Below are 25,339 nucleotides of genomic sequence, written 5' to 3'. Positions count from 1 at the left end.
TGAGTAGTCATGCAGAGCCAATTACCTACCCATCGGTAAGCCCTAGGCTCGAAGCATGCGCCGAGCAAAGATCGTTTGTACCCTGGGCCCCGCCACCGACACATACGACCAGATCAAGGCACTGGTCGAAGCCGGAATGGACATCGCCCGCTTCAACCTCAGCCACGGCACCTACGCCGAACACGAGGAGCGTTACAGCCACGTACGGAAAGCCTCCGAGGAGACCGGCCGCAGTGTGGGCATCCTCGCCGACCTTCAAGGCCCGAAGATCCGCCTCGGACGCTTCCGCGAAGGCCCCGTACTCCTTGAACGCGGCGACGAGTTCACCATCACCGTCGAACCCACGGAGGGCGACCGCCACACCTGCGGCACCACCTATGACGGCCTCAACACCGACGTCACCACCGGCGAGCGCATTCTCGTCGACGACGGCAAGGTCACCCTCGAAGTGACGGCGGTCGAAGGACCCCGCGTCCACACCACCGTCATCGAGGGCGGCATGGTCTCCGACCACAAGGGCCTCAACCTCCCGGGCGTCGCCGTCTCCGTCCCCGCCCTCTCGGAGAAGGACATCGACGACCTCCGCTGGGCCCTGCGCACCGGCGCCGACATCATCGCCCTCTCCTTCGTCCGCAGCGGCCGCGACATCGAGGACGTGCACCGCGTGATGGAGGAGGAGGGCCGCCGCCTCCCCGTCATCGCCAAGGTCGAGAAGCCCCAGGCCGTCGAGAACATCGACGACATCGTGGCCGCCTTCGACGGCATCATGGTGGCGCGCGGCGACCTGGGTGTCGAAATGCCGCTGGAGCAGGTCCCGATCGTCCAGAAACGCGCCATCAAACTCGCCAAGCGCAACGCCAAGCCGGTCATCGTCGCCACCCAGATGCTCGACTCGATGATCGAGAACTCCCGCCCCACCCGCGCCGAGGCCTCCGACGTCGCCAACGCCGTCATCGACGGCACCGACGCCGTGATGCTCTCCGGCGAAACCAGCGTCGGCAAGTACCCCATCGAGACGGTCCGCACGATGTCCCGCATCGTCGAAGCCGCCGAGGAGGACATCCTCGCCAAGGGCCTCCCGCCCCTCACCGACCGCAACAAGCCCCGCACCCAGGGCGGCGCGGTCGCCCGGGCAGCGGCCGAAATGGGCGACTTCCTCGGCGCCAAGTTCCTCGTCGCGTTCACCCAGTCCGGCGACACCGTCAAGCGCCTCTCCCGCTACCGCTCCCCGATCCCGCTGCTGGCCTTCACCCCCGAGCAGGCCACCCGCTCCCAGCTCAACCTCACCTGGGGCGTCGAGACCTTCCTCGGCCCCAAGGTCGACTCCACCGACGAGATGGTCGCCCAGGTCGACGAGGAACTGCTGCGCATCGGCCGCTGCCAGAAGGGGGATGTGGTGGTGATTACGGCCGGTTCCCCGCCGGGAGTCGCCGGCTCGACCAACCTGGTCCGCATCCACCACATCGGCGAGGACGACTCCCCGAAGTAGGCGGTGGGGGCTAGTACTTGGGCCCGACGTGGGCGTCCACGAGCGCTACGGACGCCCGTCGGGCCACGGAGATGTTGTATGCGTTTGACTGTTTCCACGCCACGCCGAGGACGTCCAGGGTGCTGGTGAGCATCCGCCTGATGTCCTCGGACTTGTTGGTGAAGAAGTATCGCGGATACTCGTAGCGCTTGCGCACGCCACCGATGAGGCGCGTGGTCCAGTTGGTGACGCGGCATCCGTCCGAGTGGATGAGCCCCCGGAGGAACTCCCAGGGGAAGTCGTCCACGATGTGCTGCTGCCACGGCTCAAGGGCAATGCGCCGATCGTGCTTCTTACCCGGCCCGTGCTGCGGAAACAGGTAGGGCCAACTGCGGCTGTAGCTCGTGACGTTGACGCAACCCTGCCGCTGGGCCAAGTAGACCTTGCTGCCTGGATGTGCGCCCGTGATCGCTGTCCGGCATTCCTCGATGAGGCCCGGCCAGGCGTCGGCGCACGCGATGCGCAGGTAATGGCCCGTGCGTCGAGGGTGCTCGCTGATGCAGCCGTCGCCCAGGTAGAGGCCCAGAAGGTAGGAGTACGCGGCCGGGTCTGCCGGAGCGTCCCGGATCGGCGTTCCCGTCATGCGGGGGAGGGGCTCGATGCGGGTCTGCCAGGAGCGAATGGCGTGGCGCGATATGCCGGTCTCTCTGCTCACGGAGTTCAGGCTGCGGCCCCCGTCGACGAGGGAAAGGGCTCGCTTGCGTGTTGCGATGTCGTACACGGGGGCGATCCTGCGGGTATTGCCGCCGCAGGGCATGAAAAAGGCGACACATTCACACGTACGCGTGGAGAGTCGCCAAAATCACGTGACCTTGGAATCCAAGGAAAAGTGCCCCGAGTCGGATTCGAACCGACACTGTATGGGTTTTGAATCCATTGCCTGCTGCCAGTTGGGCTACCGGGGCCTAACGAATCGAAGGTTTCCCCCGACCCGCTGCATGACCACCATACCGCAGCTAGGTACGCTCTTGGCAGCAGTATCTGCCCCGTATCAAGGAGCCCCGTGACCACCCCCGAGTCGCCCCAGCCGCCCGTCGCCGACGACGACAAGTCGCACGTTCCGCCGCTGACGACCCGCGTCGTCATCGCCGAGGACGAAGCCCTCATCCGGCTCGACCTCAAGGAGATGCTGGAGGAGGAGGGCTACTCGGTCGTCGGTGAGGCCGGAGACGGTCAGAAGGCCGTTGAGCTCGCCCGGGAGCACAAGCCGGACCTGGTGATCCTTGACGTGAAGATGCCGGTGCTCGACGGCATCTCCGCCGCTGAGCAGATCGCTGCCGAATCGATCGCCCCGGTCCTCATGCTCACCGCGTTCTCGCAGCGCGACCTGGTCGAGCGGGCGCGGGACGCCGGGGCCATGGCGTACCTCGTGAAGCCGTTCAGCAAGAGTGACGTCGTCCCGGCGATCGAGATGGCCGTCTCGCGCTTCGCCGAGCTGAAGACGCTGGAGAACGAGGTCGCGGACCTCACGCTGCGGCTGGAGACGCGCAAGCTGGTGGACCGCGCGAAGTCGATTTTGCAGACGCAGTACGGGCTGAGCGAGCCGGCCGCGTTCCGCTGGATCCAGAAGACGTCGATGGACCGCCGGCTGTCGATGCAGCAGGTGGCGGAGGCGGTCATCGAGGACGCCGAGGAGAAGAAGGCGGCCAAGGAGCAGTAGGCCTGGCACGTACGGGAAGAGGCCCGCCCCGCATCGACTGCGGGGCGGGCCTCTTCCCGTACGTACACGAGCGGCAGCGGTCAGTCCTCGCCGAGGTAGGCCTTGCGGACGGACTCGTCGTGGAGGAGGTGCTGGCCCGTCCCGGAGAGGACGATCTTGCCGATCTCCATGACGTGGCCCTGGTCGGCGAGGGAGAGCGCCGCCTGGGCGTTCTGCTCGACGAGCAGGATCGTCGTGCCGGTGGAGCGCAGCTCGACGATGGTCTCCATGATCTTCTGCATCATGATCGGGGAGAGGCCCATGGAGGGCTCGTCGAGCATGAGCAGCTTGGGCTGGGACATCAGGGCCCGGCCCATGGCGAGCATCTGCTGTTCGCCGCCCGAGAGGGTTCCGGCGGCCTGCTTGCGGCGTTCCCCGAGGATGGGGAAGAGGTCGTAGGCGCGCTGGATGTCCTTCTCGATGCCCGCCTTGTCGGTGCGGAGGAAGGCGCCGAGCTGGAGGTTCTCCGTGATGGTGAGCCGCGGGAAGATGTGGCGGCCCTCGGGGGAGTGCGCGAGTCCGAGGGCGACGATCTTGTGCGCGGGTACGCCTTCGAGCGGCTTGCCGTCGAAGCGGATGGAGCCGCCGGACGGCTTGAGGAGGCCGGAGAGGGTGCGCAGCGTCGTGGTCTTGCCGGCGCCGTTGGTGCCGATGAGGGTGACGACCTGGCCTTCTTCGACGCTGAAGGAGATGCCCTTGACGGCTTCGATCTTGCCGTAGGCGACGCGGAGGTCCTCGACCTCCAGAAGGGCGGTCACTTGGCGTCTCCTTCGGTGCGGTCCGTGCTGGTGGTGCTGGCGGCGTCGGCCTGTGCCTGGGCTTCGGCGGCCTCGACCTCGGCGGCCTCCTCGGCGCCGGGGGCGCCTTCGAAGGGGGTTCCGAGGTAGGCGGCGATGACGCGCTCGTCGCCCTGGACGACCTCGGGGGTGCCTTCGACGAGCTTCTCGCCCTGGACCAGGCAGGCGACCCGGTCGGAGAGGTTGAAGATGAACCGCATGTCGTGCTCGATGACGAGTACGGCGATGCCCAGGTCCCGGATCGCGAAGACCAGTTCCTCGGTGGCGCGGGTCTCCTGCGGGTTCATGCCGGCGGTGGGCTCGTCGAGGAGGAGCAGGCCGGGGTCGCTGGCGAGTGCCCGGGCGATCTCCAGCTTGCGCTGTTCGCCGTAGGGCAGGTTGCGGGCGAGGTGGTCGGCCTTGGCCTCCAGGCCGATGAACTCCAGGAGTTCCATGGCCCGTTCGTGGGACGCCTTCTCCGCCTTCTTGAAGCCGGGGCCGCGCAGCAGGGCCGACCAGAGGCCTTCCTTGGTGCGGGTGTGACGGCCGACGAGGACGTTCTCCAGAACGGTCATGTTGGCGAAGAGCCGGATGTTCTGGAAGGTACGGGCGATGCCTGCCTGGGTGACGAGGTGGGGCTTGGGCGGCAGGACGGTGCCCTTGTAGGTGACCTTGCCCTCGGTCGGGACGTACAGCCCGGTCAGGCAGTTGAAGAAGGTGGTCTTGCCGGCTCCGTTGGGGCCGATGAGTCCGACGATCTCGCCCGAGTTGACGGTGAGGCTGACGTCGCGGACGGCGGTGAGTCCGCCGAAGCGCATGGTGACGCCGCTGGCGTCGAGGACGGTGCCGGCCGTCGGGGTGGTGCTGGTGGTGGCTGTGGGTGTCGTCATGGGGTTCACGCCCCCGCCTTCGTGATGCCGACGCCGGTGCCGGGTGTGGGTTGGTCGGGTACGGCGAGCTGGTCGGTCTCGTGGTATTCGAGCTGGGCGCGCCGGTTGGCGATGAGGCCTTCCGGACGGAAGCGCATCAGCAGGATGAGGGCGATTCCGAAGCCGAGGAGCTGGAAGTCCTTGAGGAACGCGAGCTTCGCCGGGAGGAGGTAGAGCAGGGATGCGCCGAGGAGGGGTCCGCTGATGGTGCCCATGCCGCCGAGGATGACCGCCGCGAGCAGGAACGCGGAGTTGGGCGGTACGGGGCCGGCGAACTGGTAGCTCTCGGGGACCACGGTGGTGGTGACGTGTGCCTGGACGCTGCCGGCGAGTCCGGCGAGGGCGGCGCCGAGTGCGAAGGCGACGAGCTTCACGCGGAAGCCGTTGATGCCCATGGCGGTGGCGGCGGTCTCGTCCTCGCGGATGGCGACCCAGGCGCGGCCGATGCGGGAGTCCCCGGCACGGCGGAAGACGAGCACCACGATCAGGGTGGCGAGCAGCATCAGCAGGAAGTAGTTGGTGAACTTCCCGATCTCCATGCCGAAGAGGCTGTGCTCCTCGCCGAAGTCGTAGCCGAAGAGGTTGATCGGCGGGACGTTGGAGACACCGTTGGGGCCGTTGGTGACCCGGGGGCCCGTTTCGCCGTCGAGGTTGGCGACGGTGAGGCGGAAGATCTCACCGAAGCCGAGGGTGACGATGGCGAGGTAGTCGCCGCGCAGTCGCAGGGTGGGGGCGCCGATGAGGACGCCGAAGACCAGCGAGACGGCCGCTCCACTGAGTGCCGCGGCCCAGAAGGGGAACTGCACGCCGAAGACGGAGGAGCTGGTTCCGGAGACCAGGGCGGCCGTGTAGGCGCCGACGCCGAGGAAGGCGACGTAGCCGAGGTCGAGGAGTCCGGCGAGGCCGACGACGATGTTCAGGCCCAGGGCGACGGTGGCGAAGATGAGGATGTTGACACCGATGAGCGTGAAGGTGTCGGTGCTCTGGGTGAACGGGAAGCAGGCCGCGGCGATGAACGCGGCGGTCATGGTGAGGCCGCGGTGCTTGTAGGTGAGTGCGGTGAGGCGGGCGAGGAGCCCGGCCTTGCCGAAGGCCGCGGTGGCCATGCCCGCCGTGATCAGGTAGCCGATGAAGAGCTCGGAGTACTCGGTGTCGATCCCGTACGAGATGACGAGGAGTCCGATGCCGAAGACGGCGACGATGATCAGGATCTCGGCCCAGGTGGGGAGTTCCTTGGGGCGCTTGGCCTGGCGGGGGATGGTGCCGAGCCGGATGTACCGGAAGAGCAGGTACAGGGTGCCGAGGCCGAGGATGACGGCGAGGAACCAGTTCCACTTCGGCAGTGCGGCCTTGGTCTTGCGGTCGAGGGGCAGGCCGAGCGTGCCGACGAAGGCAGCCAGGGTGCCCACGGCCGCGAGGTAGGCGCCGGGGTCGAGGTGGGCGAGTCCGCCGAGTTGTACGGCGATGGCGATGTCGGTGAACCAGGCCGTGGCGAGGGTGCCGAGGGCCAGGAGGGCGACGGGGTTGTTGCTGTTGTTCGGGTTGAGCCAGCCGAGGCCCCGGACGCCGTAGCCGGCGACGGCGTACAGCAGGGTGAGGAGCGCGCCGACCAGGACGATCACCTGGAGGCCACCGGGGTATCCGGTGACGGTGAGGTTTCCGGGGAACTCGTCGGTGTACGTCCAGGCGAGGAAGGTGGAGACCAGGGTGAGGACCGCGCCCGCCGAGGCGAGGTGCCGTGCCGCGGTGGCGGGCATGGCGAGGACGGGGGTGACCTCGGTGGTCGCCGGGGGCTCGGATGCGCCGGTGGGCTTGGTGGTGTCTGTGGTCATGGTGATCACGCCCTGTCCGCGACGCGTTCGCCCAGCAGACCTTGGGGCCTGAAGAGCAGTACGAGGATGAGGAGGGCGAAGGCCCAGACGTCCTTCCAGCTGCCGCCGCCGAGCTGCTGCATGCCGGGGATGAGCGCGATGTAGGCGGTGGCGAGGGTCTCGGCGACACCGAGGACGAGCCCGCCGATCATGGCGCCGTAGATGTTGCCGATGCCACCGAGCACGGCCGCGGTGAAGGCCTTCAGTCCGAGGATGAAGCCCATGCCGAAGGTGAGCTGGCCCTTGCCGAGTCCGTCCGCGACGGCGGCGACGGCGGCGAATGCGGCGCCGATCGCGAAGGCCAGCACGATGATGCGGTCGGTGTTGATGCCCATCAGCTTCGCGGTGTCGCGGTCCTGGCTGGTGGCCTGCATGGCGCGTCCGCTGCGGCTCTTGGAGACGAAGAGGCCGAGGGCCGCCATGCAGACGGGGGCCGCGATGAAGACGAAGAGGTCGGCGCGGTCGATCGCCAGGTTGTCGAAGACCTTGATCGAGGCGCCGGTGAACTCGGGGAAGCTCACGGACGACTTGGCGCCGGGGTAGAAGCCCCAGACGAGTTGCTGGAGGGCGATCGACAGGCCGATCGCGGTGATGAGTGGTGCCAGTCGCGGGGCTCCGCGCAGGGGTCGGTACGCGAAGCGTTCCGCGGCTGTGGCGACAGCCACGGAGACTATCGCTCCGCCTATGAGCATGAGGGGCAGGGCCACCACGAGTGAGGTCCCCGAGGGGAGGATCTGGTACGTGGTGAGGGCGCCGAAGCCCCCGACCATGAAGATCTCGCCATGGGCGAAGTTGATGAGCTGGACGATGCCGTAGACCATGGTGTACCCGATGGCGATGAGGCCATACAGGGCACCGAGGGCCAGACCGTCGACCAGCTGTTGCGGCAGTTCGTGCACCGCAGGGCCTCCGATGAGCGTGTCGGATATGACACCGCGCGAGGGCGCTGTTTGCGTCCTCGCGCGGTCTTGGGATCAGTGCGGGGAAATGCTGGGGCGGGTCAGTCCTTGAAGGTCTCGCTCTTCACGGACTTCCACTCGCCGCCCTTGACCTGGTAGACGGTGAGCTGCTTGTTCGTGGTGTCACCGAACTCGTCGAAGGCGACCTTGCCGGTCACGCCGTCGAAGGCGACCTTGGACATGGCTTCCAGGACCTTCTCGCGCGGGTTCTCCGGCAGCTTGCCGTTGTTGGCCTGCACGGTTGCCTTGACGGCCTGGATGATGGACCAGGCGGCGTCGTAGGAGTAGCCGCCGTACGCCGCGTACGGGTCCTTGTAGCCGCCGGCCTTGTAGTCGGCGATGAACTTCTTGGCCGTGTCCAGCTGCTCGACGGGGAAGCCGACGGAGGTGGCGATGTCACCGTCGTTGGCCGTGCCGGAGGCGCTGATGAACTTGGGGTCGTAGATGCCGTCGCCGCCCATGACCGGGATGGTGGCACCGGCCTTCTTGACCTGGTCGGAGAGCAGGCCGCCCTCGGGGTACTGGCCACCGAAGTAGACCGAGTCCGCGCCGGAGGACTTGATCTTGTTGGCGGTGCTGGAGAAGTCCTTCTCCTTCACGGTGACGTGGTCAGTGTCCACGACCTGGCCGCCGAGCTTCTTGAACTCCTCGGCGAAGATCGAACCGAGGCCGACACCGTAGGTCTGCTTGTCGTCGACGACGAAGACCTTCTTCTTCTTGGCGTCGTTGTACAGGTAGTTCGCGGCGAACTTGCCCTGGATGACGTCGGTGGTGGCGGTGCGGAAGTAGCTCTTGAAGGTGCGCTTCTTCTCACCCTTGCCCCAGTTGTCGCCCTGGCTGAGCGAGGGGTTGGTGTTGGCGGGGGAGACCTGGGTCAGCTTCGCCGAGTCGAAGACGCCCTGCATGGACTGGGCGACGCCGGAGTTGAGCGGGCCGACCACACCGACGACGTCCTTGTTGCCGACGAGGCTGGTGGCGTTGGCCTGGCCGGTGGCCGGGAGCGCCTGGTCGTCGAGGGCCTCGATCTTGAACTCGATGCCGGCGACCTCGTTGTTCTTGTTCGCGGTCTTGGCCGCGAGGTCCGCGGAGTTCTTGATGCCCTGCCCGAGAGCGGAGAGGTCACCGGTGAGCGGGGCGTCGACACCGATGATCACGGTGGTCTTCTTGCCCCCCGTTCCGCCGCCGGTCGTGCCGCCTTCGTCGCGCGATCCGCAAGCGGTAAGGGTGAGTGCTCCGGTGGTGAGCACAGTGGTGAGGATGAGCAAGGAACGGTGTCGCACGGTGAATCCTTTCCCTGGCGCGGCCGCCTCGCGATGAGGCGCCGTGGCGCTGGCCGGCCGAACTAAGGCGTGGTGATAGGGCATTGCGGGACTGTTGGTGCCAGTTGCTGGCAGTCGCTCGCAGTCGTGCCCGACGGCGCGGTGACTGGCCGTGACTCTAAGCGCAGGTGAAGGACTCGGGGAGCCGGTAGCCGCAGGATGTGACTCTCTTGTTATGCCGTGGCGAGAGCTTGATGCCCAAGTCCGGACAGAACGGCCTTTTGGCCGGTGTGTCTTCTTCTCGCATGGTGAGAACTGGCAGTTCCGCTAAGGGGCTTGGGGTGATCTTGGTACTGACGGAGGGCAGAGCCGGGTGAGCGCGCCCTCCAGGTCCGCGGCGTAGGCGGCACCCAGTGCGCAGCCCATGATCTGCACACGGTGACTGTTACGCAGAGTTATGTCGAGAGCGGGCAGGGAAACTCCGCGTGGCACCCCGGAGCAGGTCCTGACGGCGATCCTCAGGGTGGTGCTCCGGGGCGTGCCGGGACCCACGAAGAGCGGGGGCGCGGGTGTGGCGTGGAGGGTCAGGGAGGGGAAGGGCTGGTGGATCGCCTCGACGAGTACCGGGCGGGCTGGGGCGTCCTCGTCGACGGAGATCCGGATGCGGAAACTGAAGCTCCGGTTCCGCCGGTCAAGAGGGCCGGCCAGGCCCAGATAGGTGACCTGGGTGATCAGCCCGGGGGCCGGGGTGGGGCGCGGCTCGGCGTGAGGATTACGGAGCTGGCTCACGGCGAGTACGAGAGCGGCGACGGCGCCTGCCGCGAGGGCCGACCGGCGTCCCGCCAGGCGCCAAGTGGGGTGAGAGGCGAGGGAGTTGAATGCACCGGGCGATGCGTTACGGCGATGGCGGGTGGTGAGTACCTCGGGGCGGTGGGGGTCGCGGCCGGGCCCCGCGCTGGTGGCCGTCCCCGATTCCGTGGCCGCCCCCGATTCGGTGGCCGCGCCGGGGTGTCCGGGGGGTGGTCGCGCGGTACCGGCGGTGCCCCCGGGGCTCCCGGTGTCTTCCGGGCGGGCGCTCTCGACGGGACCGATGCCGGTCACGGGGTGGGTTCGCGCCAGTTCTCGGAGCTGCCGGTGGCGCCGTTGTGCCGTACGCACTCCTCGCGGATCCGTCGGTCGGCGAGCTTCTCGGCCGCGGCAGTCCCGTTCTTCTTCTGCTCGGCGCGGGCTTCGGCCAGGACCTTGTCGTGGAGCTCGAACCGCTCGTTGGACAGGCCCTTCTGCTCCCAGTCGATACCGGCCCACTTGCTGCCCCGGAGGGCCTCCTTCACCCAGTAGCCGACCAGGGAGGTGCACACCTCGACGGGGTTCGGGGGGCGCGCGGTGGCGGACTTCTCCGCGGCGCCCGCCGTGGCGGAAGAGGTGGCGGCGGGGCCGCCGCGGGGCGTGCCCGATTGGCCGCACGCGGTCGTACCGGCGAGGGCGGCGAGCAGGGCGAGTGCGCACCCCGCGCGTGCCCTCCGGGCCCGTACTTCTGCTGAACTCACCTTTCCAAGCTACGTGTTGGGCCGCAGGCGCGACAGATCCGCGCCCCGGTACAAGCGTCGCCCCGGCCCCGCCGCCGGCCGCGGCCGTTGCGGATGCCGACCGCTGTCGCCCTCTGGTGCGTACGGGGCGGACGCGGTGGAATGTGTGCGCGCTTCCCGCGCGATCGTCGTTTCCGGGGCCCTTGGAGGCAGGCACGATGGCGAGAGCCGACGCAGTACGTACAAGAGCGGTGACGGTACGGAAGTGGGGCATGGCGGCGCTGGCCGCTTCCCTGGTCGCGGCGCTGCCCACGCCTGCCGCCGCCCGGTCCGACGAGGGCCCCGCGGGGTCCGCCCCCGCCCTGAAGGTCGTCAACAACCGTACCGAGCCCGTCTTTTCGCGGGCCGACGCCCTTTACCAGCAGGTCGACGTCGAGACCGAGGTGGACAGCGACCACGACGGCAGGCGGGACACGATCCGGATGCGGATCCTGCGCCCCAAGGAGACCGACGCCGGACTGAAGGTCGCCACGATCATCGAGGCCAGCCCCTACTGGGGCGGCGGGCCCGACGTACCGTTCCACAACGTCGACCTCGACGGGGACGGACTGCCGTTCGGCGGCAAGCGCGCCCTGGCGGACACCCGCAAGCCGTCGCTGGCGGCCAACGGCCCCTTCACCTACGGCGGTTACTACGACAACTACTACCTGCCGCGCGGATACGCCGTCGCCGAGGTCGACAACGTCGGTTCGGGCGCGGCCACCGGCTGCTCCACCTCCGGCGGGCGCAACGAGACCCTCGGCGCGAAGGCGGCGGTCGACTGGCTGGCCGGTCGCGCCAAGGGCTGGGACCCGGACGGGAAACCGGTCGCCGCCACCTGGTCGACGGGCAACTCCGCGATGATGGGCATCTCCTACAACGGCACCCTGCCCACCGCCGTCGCCGCCACCGGGGTCAAGGGCCTCAAGGCGATCGTGCCGATCTCCGGAATCTCCTCCTGGTACGACTACTACCGGGCGGGTGGCGGCGTCGTCGCCCCCGGCGGCTACCAGGGCGAGGACACCGACATCCTCGCCAAGGGTGTCAACAGCCGTACGAATCCCGAGACTTGTGCCTCCGTGCACGACAGGCTGACGGTCGATCAGGACCGGGTGAGAGGGGACTACGGTCCGTTCTGGAAGGAGCGCGACTACCTCAAGGACATCGGGAACATCAAGGCCGGAGTCTTCGTGGTGCACGGCTTCAACGACTGGAACGTGAAGACCAAGCACTCCGTCCAGCTGTGGGAAGCCCTGAAGAAGAACCACGTGCCGCGCAAGATGTGGCTGCACCAGGCCGGGCACAGCAACCCCATGCCGCTCCGGATGGAGGAGTGGCTGAGGCAGACCCACCAGTGGTTCGACCACTGGCTCTACGGGCTGGAGAACGGGGCGCTGGACGCGCCGAAGGTGGAGGTCGAACAGGCGGACTTCACCTGGAAGCAGCAGTCGGACTGGCCCGCGCGCGGCACCCGGGAGGAGACGCTGCGGCTGAACGCCCAGGGGCTCTCGCCGTGGCCGGGGCTCCCGGTCAGGCAGTCGCTGACGGACGCGGGCCGTACGGTGCGGGCCGAGCAGCTGGCGGCCTCGCCGCAGACGGCGCACGCGAACCGGCTGGCGTACACCACGGGACCGCTCAAGCAGGACCTGCGGATCAACGGAACACCGCGGATTTCGGTGCGCGCCTCGCTGAAGGGAACGTCACCGTATGTGACGGCGCTGCTCGTCGACTACGGGAAGGACACCCGGGCGACGGCGGGGCTGGCTCAGGACACCTCGCAGCCGCCGGTCTGCTACGGGCAGGGCATCCCGGGTGACACCGGCTGTACGTACCGGACGAAACACCGCACCGAGACCGCCGACTTCAAGATCGTGTCGCGCGGCTGGCTGGACGCCCGCAACCGGAACTCCTTCTCCCGCCAGGACAAGGTGGTCGAGGGCCGGGAGTACGGGCTGAAATGGGGGATGCAGCCGCAGGAGTACGTCTTCAAGAAGGGGCACCGCCTCGGCGTGGTGCTGATCTCGACGGACCACGACTACACGCTGCGCTACCCGGCCGGGACCACGATGACGGTCAGGGCCGGGGTGAGCAGTGTGACGCTGCCGGTCAGCCGGTGACCGGGGGCTGAACGGAGGGCCGGTCGCCGGATCGACGGCGGCCGGGCCCTCGCCTGTACTACGCCTGCGGGGCGTCGCGCAGCATGCAGGTCAGACGGGCCGTGCAGACCCGCTTGTCCTGGTCGTCGGTGATGACGATCTCGTACGTCGCGGTGGAGCGCCCGCGGTGGACCGGGGTAGCCACACCGGTCACCAGGCCGCTGCGGGCACCCCGGTGGTGGGTGCAGTTGAGGTCGACGCCCACGGCCAGCTTGCCGCTGCCGCCGTGCAGCATCGCGCCCACCGAGCCCAGCGTCTCGGCGAGCACGGCCGACGCGCCGCCGTGCAGCAGCCCGTACGGCTGGGTGTTGCCCTCGACCGGCATGGTGCCGACGACACGGTCGGCGGACGCCTCGACGAGCTCGACGCCCATCCGGTTGCCCAGGTGCCCGGCGGAGAAGAGGGAGACGATGTCGACGCCGAGGGTGGCGTACTCGTCGATGACCTCCTGCGGGAACTTCGCGGTGGACTTCTCACCCATGGGCCAGGCTCCGATCGGTGTACGTGGCCGGGGGGCCCGCCGGCGCGGCGGACCTCGACTACTCGGCCAGGGACTCTCAGCTGCTCGCCTAAGCGAACGCTCAGGTGGTCGGTGATTGTTCCAGACGTACGATCACGGACTTGCTGGCGGGGGTGTTGCTGGTGTCCGCCGTCGCGTCCAGCGGAACCAGCACGTTGGTCTCCGGGTAGTAGGCGGCCGCGCAGCCCCGGGCGGTCGGGTAGTGGACCACCCGGAAGCCGGGCGCGCGCCGCTCGACGCCGTCCTTCCACTCGCTGACCAGATCGGTGTACGAGCCGTCGGCCAGCCCGAGCTCGCGGGCGTCCTCGGGGTTGACCATGACGACGCGGCGGCCGTCCTTGATGCCCCGGTAGCGGTCGTCGAGGCCGTAGATGGTGGTGTTGTACTGGTCGTGCGAGCGCAGCGTCTGCAACAGCAGGCGCCCGGCCGGGAGCTCGGGGTACTCGACGGGGGCGGCCGTGAAGTTGGCCCTGCCGGTGGCGGTGGGGAAACGGCGCTCGTCGCGGGGGCCGTGCGGCAGGGTGAAGCCGCCGGGCCTGGCCACCCGGGCGTTGAAGTCCTTGAAGCCGGGGACGACCCGGGAGATCCGGTCGCGGATGCTCGCGTAGTCCTGCTCGAACTCCTCCCACGGGGTGGCGGATCCGGCGCCGAGGGTGGCACGGGCCATCCGGGCGACGATGGCCGGTTCGGAGAGCAGATGGGGGCCCGCGGGCGGCAGATTGCCGCGCGAGGCGTGCACCATGCTCATCGAGTCCTCGACCGTGACGAACTGCTTGCCGCTCTTCTGCACGTCCTTGTCGGTGCGCCCCAGGGTGGGCAGGATCAGGGCGCGGGTACCGGTGACCACGTGCGAGCGGTTCAGCTTGGTCGAGACATGAACGGTGAGCCTCGCCTTCCGCATGGCCGCTTCGGTGACATGGGTGTCGGGGGTGGCCGAGACGAAATTGCCGCCCATCGCGAAGAACACCTTGGCGTCGCCGTCGCGCAGCGCCTGGATGGCGCGGACCACGTCGTACCCGTGGTGGCGGGGCGAGGTGATGCCGAACTCCTTGTCGAGGGCGTCCAGGAAGGCCGGTGCGGGGCGCTCGAAGATGCCCATGGTGCGGTCGCCCTGGACGTTGGAGTGCCCGCGCACGGGGCAGACCCCGGCGCCGGTGCGGCCGATGTTGCCGCGCAGCAGCAGGAAGTTGACCACCTCACGGATGGTCGGCACCGAGTGCTTGTGCTGGGTCAGGCCCATCGCCCAGCACACGATGACCCGCTCGGAGTCCAGCACCATGCGCAGGGCGCGCTCGATGTCGGCACGCTCCAGCCCGGTCGCGGTCAGCGTCTCGTCCCAGTCGGCCGCCTCCGCCGCCGCCGCGAACTCCTCGTACCCATGAGTGTGTTCCCGTACGAACAGCTCGTCGACCGCACCCTCGGTCCGCAGGATCAGCTTGTTGAGCAGGCGGAAGAGGGCCTGGTCGCCGCCGAGCCGGATCTGCAGGAAGAGGTCGGTCAGGGCGGTGCCCTTGAGCATGCCCTGCGGGGTCTGCGGGTTCTTGAACCTCTCCAGCCCCGCCTCCGGCAGCGGATTCACCGAGATGATCTTCGCGCCGGCGTGCTTGGCCTTCTCCAGCGCGGTCAGCATCCGCGGGTGGTTGGTGCCCGGGTTCTGCCCGGCGACGATGATCAGGTCGGCCCGGTGCAGGTCTTCCAGGGAGACGCTGCCCTTGCCGACGCCGATGGTCTCCGTCAGCGCCGAGCCCGACGACTCGTGGCACATGTTGGAGCAGTCGGGCAGGTTGTTGGTGCCGAACTCGCGGGCGAACAGCTGGAACAGGAACGCCGCCTCGTTGCTGGTGCGGCCCGAGGTGTAGAACAGCGCCTCGTCGGGGGAGTCGAGCGACTTCAGCTCCCCGGCGATCAGCTCGAAGGCCCGCTCCCAGGTCACCGGCTCGTACCGGTCCGACCCCTCGGCCAGATACATCGGCTCGGTGATCCGGCCCTGCTGCCCCAGCCAGTACCCGCTGCGCCCGGCCAGTGCGGAGAGTGGATGCGCGGCGAAGAACGCCGGGGTGACCCTGCGCAGGGTGGCTTCCTCGGCGACGGCCTTCGCACCGTTCTCGCAGAACTCCGCCGTGTGCCGCTTGTCCTCCTCCGGCCAGGCGCAGCCGGGGCAGTCGAAGCCGTCCTTCTGGTTGACCTTGAGGAGAGTGCGCGCGGTGCGCACCGCGCCCATCTGCTCGTGGGCCATCCGCAGCGTGTGCGCGATGGCGGGCAGACCGGCGGCGGCGTGCTGCGGGGAGGCGACCTCGGGCGCGTCCTGGACCGGGTCCCCTGCGGGCGGCTTCGCTGCCATGGCGCTCCCCTTCGAGCGGTGGATCTTCTCCGAGCTTTCCTGCTGTACGTCTTCGATCCTGTCACGACGCACTGACAGCGCGTCCCCGAGGGCCGGGCCGGGCGGTGACGGGGACGGGATTGTCAGTGGCGCCGCCTAGGATCGGGGGCGTGGCAAAGACAGCAGCGAAGAAGACCGCAGACAAGCCGACCGCCGAGACCTCGGGCGGCCGTCCCCGCCTGCTCCTCATGGACGGGCACTCCCTGGCGTACCGGGCGTTCTTCGCGCTGCCCGCGGAGAACTTCACGACGGCGAGCGGCCAGCCGACCAACGCCATCTACGGTTTTGCGTCGATGCTGGCGAACACGCTGCGCGACGAGGCGCCCACGCACCTCGCGGTGGCGTTCGACGTGTCCCGCAAGACCTGGCGCTCCGAGGAGTTCCCCGAGTACAAGGCGAACCGCTCCAAGACCCCCGACGAGTTCAAGGGCCAGGTCGAGCTGATCGGTGAACTGCTCGACGCGATGCACGTCGACCGGTTCGCCATCGACGGCTTCGAGGCCGACGACGTGATCGCGACCCTCGCCACCCAGGCCGAGGAGGCCGGGTTCGACGTGCTGATCGTGACCGGCGACCGCGATTCGTTCCAGCTGATCACCGAGCACGTCACCGTCCTCTACCCGACCAAGGGCGTCTCCGAGCTGACCCGGTTCACCCCGGGGAAGGTCGAGGAGAAGTACGGGCTGACCCCCCAGCAGTACCCGGACTTCGCGGCGCTGCGCGGCGACCCGTCCGACAACCTCCCCGGCATCCCCGGCGTCGGCGAGAAGACCGCCGCGAAGTGGATCAACCAGTTCGGTTCGTTCGCCGACCTGGTGGAGCGCGCCGAGGAGGTCAAGGGCAAGGCCGGACAGAATTTCCGGGACCACCTGGACGCCGTCAAGCTGAACCGCAAGCTCACCGAGATGGTGCGCGACGTGGAGCTGGCCAAGGGCCCCACCGACCTGGAGCGTGCGCCGTACGACCGCGAGGCGGTGGCCGGCGTTCTGGACGTACTGGAGATCCGCAACCCCTCGCTGCGCGAGCGGCTGTACGCGGTCGACCCGGGTGCCGCCGAGGAGGAGACCGAGGCCCCGGCCGCCGGGATCGAGCTGGACGGGTCCGTCCTGGGCGCCGGCGAGCTGGCCCCGTGGCTGGCCGCGCACGGGGCGCAGCCGCTCGGTGTGGCCACCGTCGACACCTGGGCGCTGGGCACCGGAAACGTCACCGAGGTCGCCCTCGCCGACGGCGACGGCAAGGCCGCCTGGTTCGACCCCGCCACGATCGACGAGGCCGACGAGAAGGCCTTCGCCGCCTGGATCGCCGACGCGGGCCGCCCCAAGGTGCTGCACAACGCCAAGGCCGTGATGCGGGTCTTCCCCGAGCACGGCTGGCAGGTCGCCGGGGTCACCATGGACACCGCGCTCGCCGCCTACCTGGTCAAGCCCGGCCGCCGCTCCTTCGCCCTCGACGCGCTCTCGGTCGAATACCTGGGCCGCGAGCTGGCCCCGGCGGCCGTCGCCGACGGCCAGCTGGCGTTCGGCTCCGAGGAGGACGACCGGGCCGAGGCCGACGCCCTGATGACCCAGGCGCGCACCGTCCTCGACCTCGGCGCGGCCTTCACCGAGAAGCTCGGCGAGGTCGGCGCCACCGGCCTCCTGCACGACGTGGAACTCCCCACCTCCATCCTCCTGGCCCGCCTGGAGCGGCACGGCATCGCCGCCGACCGCGACCATCTGACCGCCATGGAGCAGCAGTTCGCGGGCGCCGTGCAGCAGGCGGTCGGCGAGGCGCACGAAGCGGCGGGCCGCGAGTTCAACCTGGGCTCGCCCAAGCAGCTCCAGGAGATCCTCTTCGGCGAGCTCGCACTCCCCAAGACCAAGAAGACCAAAACCGGCTACACCACCGACGCCGACGCCCTGGCCTGGCTGGCCGGCCAGACCGAGCACGAACTCCCGGTGATCATGCTCCGCCACCGTGAGCAGGCCAAGCTCCGGGTCACCGTCGAAGGCCTGATCAAGACCGTCGCCGCCGACGGCCGCATCCACACCACCTTCAACCAGACGGTCGCGGCCACCGGCCGCCTCTCCTCCACCGAGCCCAACCTCCAGAACATCCCGGTCCGCACCGACGAGGGCCGCGCCATCCGCCGTGGCTTCGTCGTCGGCGAGGGCTACGACTGTCTGATGACGGCCGACTACAGCCAGATCGAACTCCGGGTGATGGCCCACCTGTCCGAGGACGCGGGCCTGATCGAGGCGTTCAAGTCCGGCGAGGACCTGCACACCACGGTCGCCTCCCAGGTCTTCGGCGTGGAGCGCTCCGCGGTCGACCCCGAGATGCGCCGCAAGATCAAGGCCATGTCGTACGGCCTCGCCTACGGCCTGTCCGCCTTCGGCCTCTCCCAGCAGCTCAACATCGACGCCGGTGAGGCCCGAGGCCTCATGAACACCTTCTTCGAACGCTTCGGAGGCGTCCAGGACTACCTCCAGCGAGCCGTCGAGGAGGCCCGCGCCACCGGCTACACCGAGACCATGCTCGGCCGCCGCCGCTACCTCCCCGACCTCAACAGCGACAACCGCCAGCGCCGTGAGATGGCCGAACGCATGGCCCTCAACGCCCCGATCCAGGGCACGGCGGCCGACATCGTCAAGGTCGCCATGCTCAACGTGGACGCGGCCCTGGAGAAGGCAGGAATGACCTCGCGCATGCTGCTCCAGGTGCATGACGAAATCGTTCTGGAGATCGCGTCCGGGGAGCGTGAACAGGTCGAGGGCATCGTCCGCCGCGAGATGGCCGGAGCGGTGGAGCTGCGCGCGCCGCTGGACGTGTCGGTGGGCGTCGGCGCGGACTGGGAGTCCGCGGCCCACTGAGACCTGACGTCCGGGATGCCTGGGGGTGCGACTCCGTCGGAGGTCGCACCCCTTGTCCGTCCTCCCCGCCCCCTGCTGCTACGGAACCGGCACCCGCCCCACCTCGGGCGAGACCCTCCGCCACCGCCCCACCAGCCCCACGTACAGCACCAACCCCACCAGCAGCCCGGCCCCCGCCCCGAAGCAGAACGTCGGCACGAAGTCGAACGCCCGCAGCGAAACCGTCTGGGCGGCCGCCCACCGTACACACCGCACCACCGCCGCGAGCCCCGCGCAGCCGAGAATCAGCACCGCCCCCACGACCCGCTGCCGGGAGGTCAACTCCGGTACCGCGGAGGGCACTTCACCTCCACCTCCCTGGCCCCGCCAGGCCCTCACCAGGAACCAGCCCAGCCCCACCGCCGCCAGCGCCGAAGTCCCGTACTGCGCGTACGTGTAGAGCGGCAACCCCCCGATCCGCTCCCCGAGCACCGGGAACAGCTCCATCCCGAGCCGCCCGGGATGCGTGAAAAGATCCCACGCCACATGACTCGCCGCCCCCACCACAGCCGACAGCACGAACCGCCCCGCCAAAGCCGCGGAGAGACCACCCCAGCGGGCACCGCGCACCACCCCGTACACCCGCCCCCGCCCCCGCCGGGGCACCAGCGCCACCAGCGGTTCCCGCACCAGCAGCCACAGCCCCACCAGCAGCGCCGTGCAGAGGACGTCCACCGTGAGAACACCCGCCACCGAGTGCGTGAAGTCGCCGAACACCATCGCGCCGGGAACGGCCGACGCGGCGTAGTACGTCAGGTCCGGGGCGAAGGACCCGGCCACCAGGGCGGAGGCGAGGAAGGGCCCCCGCCCGGTGCCGTCCCGCCGGATCCCGGGCAGCACTGCTGCGGCATGGCTGAGTGTGAACGGCACCCTTGTCCCCCAGGCGTGAACTGCTGGGCAGAAGTGCCCTTCAGCGATCAATAACGTTCAGTATGCGGGACCTTCGGTGCCGGTTCTTCAGGAGTTTCTCAGGTGTCGAACTGGTGAAAAGCGCACAGAAGCCGGTGTTCGGGCGCGGGGAGTTGTCGTAGTGTCACGTGGGTCGTCGCGCTGGGGAGCGCGTACCGCCGCCGATGGGGAGGGACCACTCGCATGGCAGCACAGTTCGGTCGCCGTTTGCGCAAGGGGGCGACCACCACAGCGGTCGCCGCGATAGCCGTGGCCGCGCTGTCCGCGTCACAGGCCCCCGGAGCCGTGGGGACGTACGACGGACAGACGGCCGGCGCGAAACCGAAGCCCGAGTCGGCGGCCTCCGGAAACTCCCCCTACTACACGGACCTGCCACCGCTGGGCACCCCCGGCACCCCGGACCCGACCACCACCCCCGGCCCCGGCGGCACCACCCCGGCCGGTGCGGCGGAGGCGGGCCTTCCGGCAACCGTCCTGGACGCCTACAAGAAGGCACAGGCTGCCGTCGAGGCAGCCGATCCCTCCTGCCGGCTGCCGTGGCAGCTCCTCGCCGCCATCGGCAAGGTGGAGTCCGGGCAGGCGCGCGGCGGCCAGGTCGACGCCCAGGGCAAAACCCTCAAGCCGATCCGCGGCCCGGTCCTCAACGGCATCGGCTTCGCCAACATCTCGGACACCGACAAGGGCGAGTTCGACGGCGACTCCACGTACGACAGGGCGATCGGCCCGATGCAGTTCATCCCGTCGACCTGGGCCCGCAACGGCAAGGACGGCAACGGCGACGGCCGCAAGGATCCGAACAACATCTACGACGCCGCCCTCGCCGCCGGTCACTACCTCTGCGCGGGCTCCCGCGACATGACCGTCGCCGCGGACCGCGACAAGGCGATCCTCAGCTACAACCACTCGCAGGAGTATCTGCGCACGGTCCTGTCCTGGTACGAGTTCTACAACCGCGGCACCCACGAGGTCCCCGACGGCTCCGGTGTCCAGCCGTCCGCCCCGGAGCCCAACAGTCCGCCCACCGCGGGTCCCGGAGCGGGCCAGGGAGCGGGCCCCGGCGCCGGTCCCGGTCCCGGGCCAGGTCCGACCACCCCGGCCCCCGGCCCCAGCACTCCGGGCCCCGGGCCCACCACCCCCGGCCCCAAGCCGACCCCGCCGACCAAGCCGACGAAGCCGCCCAGGCCGACCCCGCCCACGAAGCCGACCATCCCGGCGGGAGTCTCCAAGCTGGCGTTCGTCGGCGGCCAGAAGCTGACCGCCGTCGCGGGCGGCGACTTCGCCGCCCGTCCCGCGGTGCGCGCCCAGTCCGCCACGGCCAAACCGGTCGCGGGCGTCAAGGTCGACTTCGTCCTGGTCGGAGCCACCGGCGCCCGCTTCCCGGGCAACGCGCTGCGCACCACCGTCACCACCGGCAAGGACGGCATCGCGACCGCGCCGGTCCTCGCGGCGGGCGAGAAGGCGGGCTCGTTCGTGATCCGGGCGAGTGCGCCCGGCGCCCCGGTCGCCGAGTTCTGGGCGTCCGTCACGGCCAAGCCCGCCGCCCCGAAGACCGACAAGCTCGTCCGCACCTCCGACACCGCCCTCAAGGCCGAGACGGGGGCCGCCTTCGCGGACCTGGTCGAGGTCAAGGCCACCAACGCGGGCAAGGCCCTCGCCGGTGCCAAGGTGTCCGCGGTCGTCGTCGGCACCAAGGGCCCCTACTTCAAGGCCGCGGACGGCACGGCGGTCCGCACCATCGGCGGTCTCGTCACGGCTGCCGACGGCACGGTGAAGCTGCCCAAGCTGTACGCGGACGGCACGGCCGGGACGTACACCTTGCGGATCGTCGCGGACGACATCGTGCTGAACGTCGAACTGACGGTCACGGCGGCGCCCACCACCCCGCCGACCACTCCGCCCACCACCGACCCGACGACACCGCCCACGACGACACCGACCGCACCGGCGACCACGCCGAAGCCGTAACGCCGAAGCGGTATCGGGAAAGCCCGCTGCGCGGCACCGCACATCGCCATGCACCACCCACGCCGGTGGGCCGAGGGAAACCTCGGCCCACCGGCGTTCCGTCGTCCCCGCCCATTCCCCTCTGACGCCCCCGTTGCTACGGTGCCCACTCGCTGACGGTACGTCAGAAACCGCTCACCGGGAGGGAGTCGGGCCATGCGTGCACTCATCGCCGCTGCCGTCGGACTGGCCGCCGCGTTCGCCCTGGTCCTCACCATCACCGCGATCGGCATGCCGCCCGGCGAGACCTCGCCGAAGCCGCTGCTGACCACGATCCCGGGCCCGAAGAAGTAAGGGGGCGAGCCGCAGATGCGACGCAAAGCCAGCCTGATCCTGCTCGCCTTCGCGGTGTTCTTCGCCGCGCTCTCCCCGCTCTTGCGCTGGTACGCCTTCCCGAGGCTGGCCAAGATCCCGCCCAGCCAGTACCAGGAGGTCGTCCTGGAGGCGAAGCCCGCCACCCTCGTCGACTACGGCACCATGCAGGCCAAGCAGGTCGAGAAGCTGACCATCGTGCAGACCCTCAAGGGCAACGTCGAGGAGTCCGAGAAGATCGAGGCGACGGCCGGGCGTGACGTGGTCGTCTGGGACACGCTCTCGTACGTCGCCGGGCCCGACGGCAAGATGATCTCGTCCATCCCCGAGCGCTACATCTTCGACGCGCACACCCAGGACCCGGTGCACGCCACCGGCGAAATGGTCGACGGCGACGCGGTCCAGCGCCAGGGCATCGAGTACAAGTGGCCCTTCCTCACCGAGAAGCGCGACTACGAGTACTACGACTACCGCGCCCTCAAGACCGCCCCCATCCACTACAGGGGCACCCAGACCTTCCGCGGTCTGGAGGTCTACTACTTCGAGCAGACCATCCCCTGGACCAAGGTCCGCTACCCGAAGAAGATGCCCATGCCCGGCATCGACTCCACCAAGCTGGAGAAGCAGACCGGCACCAGCATGTGGTACACGACCAAGCGGATGTTCTGGGTCGACCCGGTGACCGGCGCCCCCGTCAACGGCGAGGAGATCCACCAGGAGGAGATGCGCGGCGGCAGCCTGCTGGCCGGCCGCGACAAGGTCACCGCGTTCTCCGGCCACGTCAAGATGCGCGCGGACTACGTCGACTCGACCGTCGCCCTCGTCAAGTCCAACCGCACCCTGATCCTCCTCCTCACCTCCTACCTCCCCTGGGGCTTCCTCACCCTGGGCCTGATCCTGCTCGCCCTCTCCCTGTGGCTGGAGGCGAAGAGCCGCCGCCCGGCGGGGGAGCCTGCGCCGCCGGCCGCGAGGGCTCCGGTCGCCACCTGACCCGGGGCGCGCCCCGCCCTCGTACGCCACCCTCCGTTCGTACGACACTGTCCAGGTGATCCGCACCGACGCCCTCGACCTGCTGCCCGTCCGCACCGCCGTCCCCGCCCTCACCGAGGCGCTGGACAGCCACGGCACCGCCGTGCTGTGCGCGCCGCCCGGCACCGGCAAGACGACCCTGGTGCCGCTGGTCCTCGCCGGGCTCGTCGGTGCGGGCCCGGCGCGACGGGTGGTGGTGGCCGAGCCCCGCCGCATCGCCGCCCGCGCCGCCGCCCGCCGGATGGCCTGGCTGCTCGGCGAGCAGGCCGGCGAGCGCGTCGGCTTCACCGTCCGGGGCGAGCGCAAGGTGGGCCCGAAGACCGTCGTGGAGGTCGTCACCACCGGCGTACTGCTCCAACGCCTCCAGCGCGACCAGGAGCTGACCGGCACCGACACCGTCGTCCTCGACGAGTGCCACGAGCGGCACCTCGACGCCGACACCGTCGCAGCCTTCCTCCTCGACGTACGCGAAACCCTCCGCCCGGAGCTGCGCCTGCTGGCGGCCTCCGCCACCACGGACGCGGCGGGCTGGGCCCAACTCCTGGGCGGTGCACCGGTGGTGGAGGCGCACGGTGTCTCCTTCCCGGTGGAAACGGTGTGGGCCCCGCCCGTCCGGCCGGTCCGCCCGCCGCACGGCATGCGGGTCGACCCGGCCCAGCTCGCCCACGTCGCCTCCGTCGTCCGCCGGGCGCTCGCCGAACGCACCGGAGACGTCCTCTGCTTCCTCCCCGGCGTGGGCGAAATCGCCCGGGTGGCAGGGCAGTTGAGCGGCGTCGGCGCCGAGGTGCTGCAAGTCCACGGACGGGCCCCGGCCGCCGTCCAGGACGCGGTCCTCGCGGGCTCCGGCACCGGCCGTCGGGTGGTCCTGGCCACCTCCGTCGCCGAGTCCAGCCTGACCGTCCCCGGGGTGCGGATCGTCGTCGACTCCGGCCTCGCCCGCGAACCGCGCACCGACCACGCCCGCGGCCTGAGCGCGCTGACGACGGTACGGGCGTCCCGCGCGTCCTTGCGCCAGCGCGCCGGACGCGCCGGACGCGAGGCCCCCGGCGCGGCGTACCGCTGCTGGGACGAAGCGGAGGAAACCCGCCTCCCCGGCTTTCCCAACCCCGAGATCAAGGTCGCCGACCTCACCGCCTTCGCCCTCCAGGCCGCCTGCTGGGGTGACCCCGACGCCTCCGGCCTCGCCCTGCTCGACGCACCCCCGGCCGGTGCGATGGCGGCGGCCCGCGAGGTACTGACGGCGGTCGGCGCCGTCGGCGCGGACGGCCGGGCGACCGCGCGGGGGCTACGGCTGTCCCGGCTCGGCCTGCACCCCCGACTGGGACGCGCCCTCCTCGACGGCGCCCAGCGGATCGGCTCCCGCAGGGCCGCCGAGCTGGTGGCCCTGCTGAGCGAGGAACCGCCGAGGGAGTACGGCGACGACCTGGCGGCCGCCTGGCGCGCGGCCCGCCGGGGCAGCGACGGGTACGGGGCGCGCTGGAAGCAGGAGGCACGGCGACTGGCCTCGCAGGTGGCGCAGGAGGGGCCCACCGCCGGTGGCGGCGGCCTCTCCGACGACGCGGCGGCGGGTCTGGTGGCCGCGCTGGCGTTTCCCGAGCGGGTGGCGAAGGCCCGGGGCGCGGGCGCGTTCCTGATGGTCTCCGGGACCGGGGCCGAGGTGACGGACGGGTCGCGGCTGCGCACCGCCGAGTGGCTCGCGGTGGCGGTCGCCGACCGGCCCTCGCACTCCGCGTCCGCCCGGGTGCGCCTCGCCGCGGTGATCGACGAGGACACCGCGCGCCTCGCCGCACAGCACCTGCTCGCCTCGGGCGAGGAGGTGCACTGGGAGAGCGGGGACGTCGTCGCCCGGCGGGTGGAACGGCTCGGTGCCGTCGAGCTGACCGTACGGCCGCTCAAGGACGCCCCCCGCGCCCGTGTGTACGAGGCGCTGCGGGACGGCCTGCACCGGGAGGGCCTCGGGCTGCTGCGGTGGACCCGCGACGCGGCGGGCCTGCGCGAGCGACTCGCCTTCCTGCACCGGGAGTTGGGGGCGCCGTGGCCGGACGTCTCGGACGAGGCGCTGGCCGCGCGGGCGGAGGAATGGCTGGAGCCCGAGCTGTCGCGGGCCCGGCGGCGCGCCGACCTCGGGCGCATCGAGGCCGGGCAGGCGCTGCAACGGCTCCTGCCGTGGGCGACCGGCGAGGCGTCCCGGCTGGACGAGCTGGCGCCGGAGCGCATCGAGGTGCCGAGCGGGTCCCGGATCCGGGTGGACTACGGCGGAGAGCAGCCGGTGCTGGCAGTCAAGTTGCAGGAGATGTTCGGCCTGGCCGAGACGCCCAGGGTGGGCGGCCGGCCGGGGGTGCCGGTGCTGGTGCACCTGCTCTCACCGGCGGGGCGGCCGGCCGCGGTGACGGCGGACCTGGCGTCCTTCTGGAAGGACGGCTACCGGGGAGTACGGGCGGAACTGCGGGGCCGCTACCCGAAACACCCCTGGCCGGAGGACCCGGGCGCGGTGGCGGCCACGCGCAGCACGAACGCGAGGCTGCGGAGGTAGGGGTCCGCCGCCCTCGCCG

At 70.2% G+C, this 25,339-nt stretch carries 19 protein-coding genes and 1 tRNA gene; 8 read left to right on the top strand and 12 right to left on the bottom strand.

Annotated features, from left to right (window positions below):
• Positions 1 to 55: 55 nt before the first annotated feature.
• Positions 56 to 1,489 (top strand): pyruvate kinase, encoded by a 1,434-nt coding sequence (gene pyk, locus ACIA73_RS29955; protein WP_399441946.1) that lies wholly within the window; start codon positions 56 to 58, stop codon positions 1,487 to 1,489.
• A gap of 10 nt (positions 1,490 to 1,499) precedes the next feature.
• On the opposite strand, the gene ACIA73_RS29950 is transcribed toward pyk, so the two are convergent.
• Positions 1,500 to 2,249, bottom strand: coding sequence for a helix-turn-helix domain-containing protein (locus tag ACIA73_RS29950; RefSeq protein ID WP_399441945.1), 750 nt, complete (start codon positions 2,247 to 2,249; stop codon positions 1,500 to 1,502).
• Positions 2,250 to 2,358: 109 nt separating this feature from the next.
• Positions 2,359 to 2,433, bottom strand: a tRNA-Leu gene (locus tag ACIA73_RS29945).
• 98 nt (positions 2,434 to 2,531) lie between these two features.
• On the opposite strand from ACIA73_RS29945, the gene ACIA73_RS29940 reads away from it, so the two are divergent.
• A complete protein-coding gene (locus tag ACIA73_RS29940; protein ID WP_399441944.1) occupies positions 2,532 to 3,188 on the top strand; it encodes an ANTAR domain-containing response regulator in 657 nt (218 codons plus the stop codon).
• Positions 3,189 to 3,268: 80 nt separating this feature from the next.
• On the opposite strand, the gene ACIA73_RS29935 is transcribed toward ACIA73_RS29940, so the two are convergent.
• From ACIA73_RS29935 to ACIA73_RS29905, 7 genes are all read right to left on the bottom strand, one after another.
• A complete protein-coding gene (locus ACIA73_RS29935; RefSeq protein WP_399441943.1) occupies positions 3,269 to 3,985 on the bottom strand; it encodes an ABC transporter ATP-binding protein in 717 nt (238 codons plus the stop codon).
• Complete coding sequence (locus tag ACIA73_RS29930; protein ID WP_399441942.1) at positions 3,982 to 4,893, bottom strand: ABC transporter ATP-binding protein; 912 nt, start codon at positions 4,891 to 4,893, stop codon at positions 3,982 to 3,984. Before ACIA73_RS29930 ends, ACIA73_RS29935 begins: the two co-directional genes overlap by 4 nt.
• Before the next feature lie 5 nt (positions 4,894 to 4,898).
• Entirely contained in the window at positions 4,899 to 6,764 is a 1,866-nt protein-coding gene (locus ACIA73_RS29925; protein ID WP_399441940.1) for a branched-chain amino acid ABC transporter permease, read from the bottom strand.
• 5 nt (positions 6,765 to 6,769) lie between these two features.
• Positions 6,770 to 7,702: a branched-chain amino acid ABC transporter permease gene (locus ACIA73_RS29920; RefSeq protein ID WP_399441939.1), complete on the bottom strand. Its 933-nt coding sequence runs from the start codon at positions 7,700 to 7,702 to the stop codon at positions 6,770 to 6,772.
• A 101-nt stretch (positions 7,703 to 7,803) separates the two neighbouring features.
• A complete protein-coding gene (locus ACIA73_RS29915) occupies positions 7,804 to 9,042 on the bottom strand; it encodes a branched-chain amino acid ABC transporter substrate-binding protein (protein ID WP_399441938.1) in 1,239 nt (412 codons plus the stop codon).
• Positions 9,043 to 9,348: 306 nt separating this feature from the next.
• Positions 9,349 to 9,810, bottom strand: coding sequence for a hypothetical protein (locus ACIA73_RS29910; protein ID WP_399441937.1), 462 nt, complete (start codon positions 9,808 to 9,810; stop codon positions 9,349 to 9,351).
• 308 nt (positions 9,811 to 10,118) lie between these two features.
• Positions 10,119 to 10,568 carry a hypothetical protein gene (locus tag ACIA73_RS29905; protein ID WP_399441936.1) on the bottom strand — a complete coding sequence of 150 codons (450 nt, stop codon included), beginning with the start codon at positions 10,566 to 10,568 and terminating at the stop codon, positions 10,119 to 10,121.
• A 230-nt stretch (positions 10,569 to 10,798) separates the two neighbouring features.
• Between ACIA73_RS29905 and ACIA73_RS29900 the strand changes: the two genes are divergently transcribed.
• Positions 10,799 to 12,703, top strand: a complete 1,905-nt coding sequence (locus tag ACIA73_RS29900; RefSeq protein WP_399441935.1) for a Xaa-Pro dipeptidyl-peptidase — start codon at positions 10,799 to 10,801, stop codon at positions 12,701 to 12,703.
• Positions 12,704 to 12,761: 58 nt separating this feature from the next.
• On the opposite strand, the gene ACIA73_RS29895 is transcribed toward ACIA73_RS29900, so the two are convergent.
• The gene (locus ACIA73_RS29895) at positions 12,762 to 13,223 is read right to left on the bottom strand and encodes a PaaI family thioesterase (RefSeq protein WP_399441934.1); all 462 of its coding nucleotides are present in this window, start codon (positions 13,221 to 13,223) and stop codon (positions 12,762 to 12,764) included.
• 100 nt (positions 13,224 to 13,323) lie between these two features.
• A complete protein-coding gene (locus ACIA73_RS29890; RefSeq protein WP_399441933.1) occupies positions 13,324 to 15,603 on the bottom strand; it encodes an FdhF/YdeP family oxidoreductase in 2,280 nt (759 codons plus the stop codon).
• A 149-nt stretch (positions 15,604 to 15,752) separates the two neighbouring features.
• Between ACIA73_RS29890 and polA the strand changes: the two genes are divergently transcribed.
• On the top strand, positions 15,753 to 18,494 hold the full coding sequence (polA, locus tag ACIA73_RS29885) for a DNA polymerase I (RefSeq protein ID WP_399441932.1): 2,742 nt from the start codon (positions 15,753 to 15,755) through the stop codon (positions 18,492 to 18,494).
• A gap of 78 nt (positions 18,495 to 18,572) precedes the next feature.
• On the opposite strand, the gene ACIA73_RS29880 is transcribed toward polA, so the two are convergent.
• The gene (locus tag ACIA73_RS29880) at positions 18,573 to 19,403 is read right to left on the bottom strand and encodes a DUF4184 family protein (RefSeq protein WP_399441931.1); all 831 of its coding nucleotides are present in this window, start codon (positions 19,401 to 19,403) and stop codon (positions 18,573 to 18,575) included.
• 222 nt (positions 19,404 to 19,625) lie between these two features.
• Here ACIA73_RS29880 and ACIA73_RS29875 point away from each other — a divergent pair, with 222 nt between their 5' ends.
• The 4 genes from ACIA73_RS29875 (at position 19,626) to hrpB (ending at position 25,320) form a co-directional block, all read left to right on the top strand.
• On the top strand, positions 19,626 to 21,407 hold the full coding sequence (locus tag ACIA73_RS29875) for a lytic murein transglycosylase (RefSeq protein ID WP_399441930.1): 1,782 nt from the start codon (positions 19,626 to 19,628) through the stop codon (positions 21,405 to 21,407).
• Positions 21,408 to 21,602: 195 nt separating this feature from the next.
• Entirely contained in the window at positions 21,603 to 21,740 is a 138-nt protein-coding gene (locus tag ACIA73_RS29870) for an SPW_0924 family protein (protein WP_399441929.1), read from the top strand.
• 15 nt (positions 21,741 to 21,755) lie between these two features.
• A complete protein-coding gene (locus ACIA73_RS29865) occupies positions 21,756 to 22,748 on the top strand; it encodes a DUF3068 domain-containing protein (RefSeq protein ID WP_399441928.1) in 993 nt (330 codons plus the stop codon).
• A 55-nt stretch (positions 22,749 to 22,803) separates the two neighbouring features.
• On the top strand, positions 22,804 to 25,320 hold the full coding sequence (gene hrpB / locus ACIA73_RS29860) for an ATP-dependent helicase HrpB (RefSeq protein WP_399441927.1): 2,517 nt from the start codon (positions 22,804 to 22,806) through the stop codon (positions 25,318 to 25,320).
• Positions 25,321 to 25,339: the final 19 nt, after the last annotated feature.

Source organism: Streptomyces sp. NPDC051561 (assembly GCF_044454195.1).
GTDB lineage: Bacteria > Actinomycetota > Actinomycetes > Streptomycetales > Streptomycetaceae > Streptomyces.
The sequence above is the reverse complement of the archived record's forward strand: the minus strand, read 5'-3'. Positions and strand labels throughout refer to the sequence as shown.

What these genes read in the sequence shown, in the direction of transcription:
- pyk (WP_399441946.1), top strand. Translation starts at nt 56, where the DNA reads ATGCGCCGAGCAAAGATCGTTTGTACCCTGGGCCCCGCCACCGACACA.
- ACIA73_RS29930 (WP_399441942.1), bottom strand. Translation starts at nt 4,893, where the DNA reads ATGACGACACCCACAGCCACCACCAGCACCACCCCGACGGCCGGCACC.
- ACIA73_RS29925 (WP_399441940.1), bottom strand. Translation starts at nt 6,764, where the DNA reads ATGACCACAGACACCACCAAGCCCACCGGCGCATCCGAGCCCCCGGCG.
- ACIA73_RS29895 (WP_399441934.1), bottom strand. Translation starts at nt 13,223, where the DNA reads ATGGGTGAGAAGTCCACCGCGAAGTTCCCGCAGGAGGTCATCGACGAG.
- ACIA73_RS29890 (WP_399441933.1), bottom strand. Translation starts at nt 15,603, where the DNA reads ATGGCAGCGAAGCCGCCCGCAGGGGACCCGGTCCAGGACGCGCCCGAG.
- ACIA73_RS29875 (WP_399441930.1), top strand. Translation starts at nt 19,626, where the DNA reads ATGGCAGCACAGTTCGGTCGCCGTTTGCGCAAGGGGGCGACCACCACA.
- ACIA73_RS29870 (WP_399441929.1), top strand. Translation starts at nt 21,603, where the DNA reads ATGCGTGCACTCATCGCCGCTGCCGTCGGACTGGCCGCCGCGTTCGCC.
- ACIA73_RS29865 (WP_399441928.1), top strand. Translation starts at nt 21,756, where the DNA reads ATGCGACGCAAAGCCAGCCTGATCCTGCTCGCCTTCGCGGTGTTCTTC.